General features: G+C 76.2%; 2 protein-coding genes. Both read right to left on the bottom strand.

Annotated features, from left to right (window positions below; all coding sequences use genetic code 11):
- On the bottom strand, positions 1 to 2,329 hold a 2,329-nt coding region (gene smc / locus PKA89_RS18860), incomplete at its 3' end, for a chromosome segregation protein SMC (protein ID WP_324422146.1).
- Between the two features lie 380 nt (positions 2,330 to 2,709).
- On the bottom strand, positions 2,710 to 3,003 hold the full coding sequence (locus PKA89_RS18855; RefSeq protein WP_324422145.1) for a chorismate mutase: 294 nt from the start codon (positions 3,001 to 3,003) through the stop codon (positions 2,710 to 2,712).
- Positions 3,004 to 3,143: the final 140 nt, after the last annotated feature.

Here is a 3,143-nt window from a genome sequence, read left to right as displayed (position 1 = left end):
GGTGGGTGCCCCCCTCGACGGGCGGGGCCTGGGCTTCCTCGAGCCGCTGGCTGAGGGCCTCCAGCTCGGTGCGGTCGGCCTCGAGCCGCTCCTGCGCACTCGCGATGGCCCGCTCGGCCCGCTCGGCCTCGGCACCCGCGGTGCGCATCGCCGCCCCGAGGCTGCCGAGCCGTTCGGCGACGGCGGCCATCCGGGCGTCGGACTCGTGCAGGGCCTCCAGGGCGGCGTCGACGTCCGTTCCGAGGGAGGCTGCGGTCTCGCGGGCGGCGGCGAGCGCGAACCGGGTGCGCTCGACGCGACCGGAGGCCTCGGCGAGGGTGGTGCGGGTCTCCTCGACGGCGGCCTGCACCTCGAGGAGGCTCTCGCCGGCGCTGCTGCCGCCGCGGGCCCAGCCCGGGCCGAAGACGTCGCCGTCGGCGGTGACCGCGGTGACGCCGGGGTGTCGGGCGACGAGGGCGACCGCGTGGGCGGCGGTGGGCACGAGGGCGACCCGCTCGAGGACCTGGTGCACGGCCGGCAGCACCGCGCCCGGGGCGGTGACGACGTCGCGGGCCCACACCGCGTCGCCGTCGAGGCCGGGCCAGCCGGCGGGGTCGCTCGGGACGGCGGTCTCGCCGACGAGCAGCGCCGCCCGTCCGCCGTCGGCGTCGCGCAGGCTCGCGAGTGCGGCCGCCGCGGCATCCGCCGAGCCGACCGCGAGGGCCTCCGAGGCCCAGCCGAGGGCGGCGGCGACGGCCGCCTCGTGGCCCCCGGAGACGTGGACGAGCGAGGCGACGGCGCCGAGGATGGAGTGGCTGTCGTCGGCGGCCTCGAGGAGCGTGGCGGCGCCGTCGCGGCGGCGCAGGCTCAGCTCGAGGGCCTCGAGCCGGGCCTGGGCGGAGGAGCGGTCGCGCTCGGCCTCGCGCTCGGCGGTCTGCAGGCGCTCGATCTCGGCCTCGGCGGAGGCGAGCCGTTCGGCCGCCGCCTCGTAGGTCGTGTCGAGCCCCTCCTCGCCCTCCTCGTCGTGGGCGATCGAGCCCTCGAGCCCGGCGAACTCGCGCTCGGCGTCGGCGGCGCGCTGGCGGGCCTCGGCGGCGAGGGTCTGCAGCCGCCCGATCTCGGCCTCCCCGGCCTCGATCCGGCTGCGGCGGGCGCCCACCTGCCCGGCGAGCTTGGCCAGGCCCTCGCGACGGTCGGCCGCGGCCCGGGCCAGCCGGGCGAGCCGCTGCTGCTCGGCCGTGAACGCGGCCTCGGCCTCCTCGCGGGCGGTGACGGCGGCGTCGAGGCCCTCCGTGGTCTCGGCGATCTCGGCCTGGAGCAGCGCCTCGGCCTCACGGGCCTGGGCGGCCTGGGCCCGCAGCTCCTCGGGATCGCGGCCGGAGGTGGTCTCGTGCTCCTCGTCCTGGGAGAGGAGGCGCACCCGCTCGGCGGCCACCGAACCGGTGGACTCCAGACGGTCGCGCAGGCTCTGGAGGCGGACCACGCGCTCCTGGGCGCGGCCGAGCTCGGGGGCGGCGTCGGCGGCCTGCCGCTCGACCTCGGTGAGCCGACCGCGCACGGTCGCCAGGGCGTCCTCGACGGCGGTGCGGCGCTCGAGCAGCGCCGTCTCGTCGGCCACCTCCTGCTCGACGATGCTCGTCAGCTGGACGAGGTCGTCGGCGAGCAGGCGCAGCCGGGCGTCGCGCACCTCGGCCTGGACGACCGCGGCCCGGCGCGCGGCCTCGGCCTGCCGACCGAGCGGGCCGAGCTGGCGCCGGATCTCGCCGGTGAGGTCCTGGACGCGGGTGAGGTTGCCCTCCATCTGCTCGAGCTTGCGCAGGGCGCGCTCCTTGCGGCGGCGGTGCTTGAGGACGCCGGCGGCCTCCTCGATGAAGCCGCGCCGCTCCTCGGGCGTCGCCCGCAGGACGGTGTCGAGCTGGCCCTGACCGACGATGACGTGCATCTCGCGCCCGAGGCCGGAGTCGGAGAGCAGCTCCTGGACGTCGAGGAGACGACAGGACGTGCCGTTGATGGCGTACTCGGAGCCGCCGCCCCGGAACATCGTCCGGGTGATCGTGACCTCGGTGTAGTCGATCGGGAGGGCGCCGTCGGTGTTGTCGATCGTCAGGCTCACCTCGGCCCGGCCGAGCGGCGGGCGGCCGGCGGTGCCGGCGAAGATGACGTCCTCCATCTTGCCGCCGCGCAGGCTCTTGGCGCCCTGCTCGCCCATCACCCAGGCGAGGGCGTCGACGACGTTGGACTTGCCGGAGCCGTTGGGGCCGACGACGCAGGTGATGCCGGGCTCGAGGCGCATCGTCGTCGCCGAGGCGAAGGACTTGAACCCCTTGAGGGTCAGCGTCTTGAGGTACATGCGGGCGGTGGTCGTCTCTCGTCGGTGGGCGGCCGGACCGGGGTCCGGGTCGCGGGCGATGCTACCGGGGCGAGCGGGGCGGGGCGGGACGCGCCGTCGTCCCGGTGGTGCCTGTGGCTCCTGGGACTGCCGAGGCCGCTGTGCCTGCCGGGACGTCCACCCCGGCCACGACCCTCTCCCACGCGCCCCACGCGTATCGGGTCACCCGATACGACCGCGCTCTACCCGACAACGGTTCCCGGGGGAAGCGCAGCGTTATCGGGTCACCCGATACGACCGCGCTCTACCCGACAACGGTTCCCGGGGGAAGCGCAGCGTTATCGGGTCACCCGATACCCGTGTGGTCCAGTGGCCGGGTCGTCGACGAGCGGACGCGAGCGTCAGGAGCCGGCGCCCGCGATGTGCTCGTGGTGGTGGATGACCTCGGCGATGATGAAGTTCAGGAACGCCTCCGCGAACTGCGGGTCGAGGCCGGCGTCGTCGGCGAGGGCACGCAGCCGGGCGACCTGCTGCTCCTCCCGGCCCGGGTCGGCCGGCGGCAGCCCGGCGGCGGCCTTGAGCTCGCCGACGGCCTGGGTGCACTTGAACCGCTCGGCGAGCAGGTGGACGAGGGCCGCGTCGATGTTGTCGATGCTCGACCGCAGCCGCGCGAGGTCCGGCGGGATGTCGCTCACCCGGCCATCGTAGGAAGGCCGGCTGCCCGGGGCGCGTCGCGTCCAGCCCACGGTCGCGGAGCTCGCGGCGAACGGCACACCGTCGGCCAGGTCGCGCGACATGCGGACGGACGGGTCGCCGCATCCGCATGTCGCGAGAC

It is taken from the genome of Phycicoccus sp. (genome assembly GCF_035325325.1).
Lineage (GTDB): Bacteria > Actinomycetota > Actinomycetes > Actinomycetales > Dermatophilaceae > Phycicoccus.
Note: the sequence above shows the minus strand (reverse complement) of the source record. Positions and strands in the feature narration are given on the sequence as shown.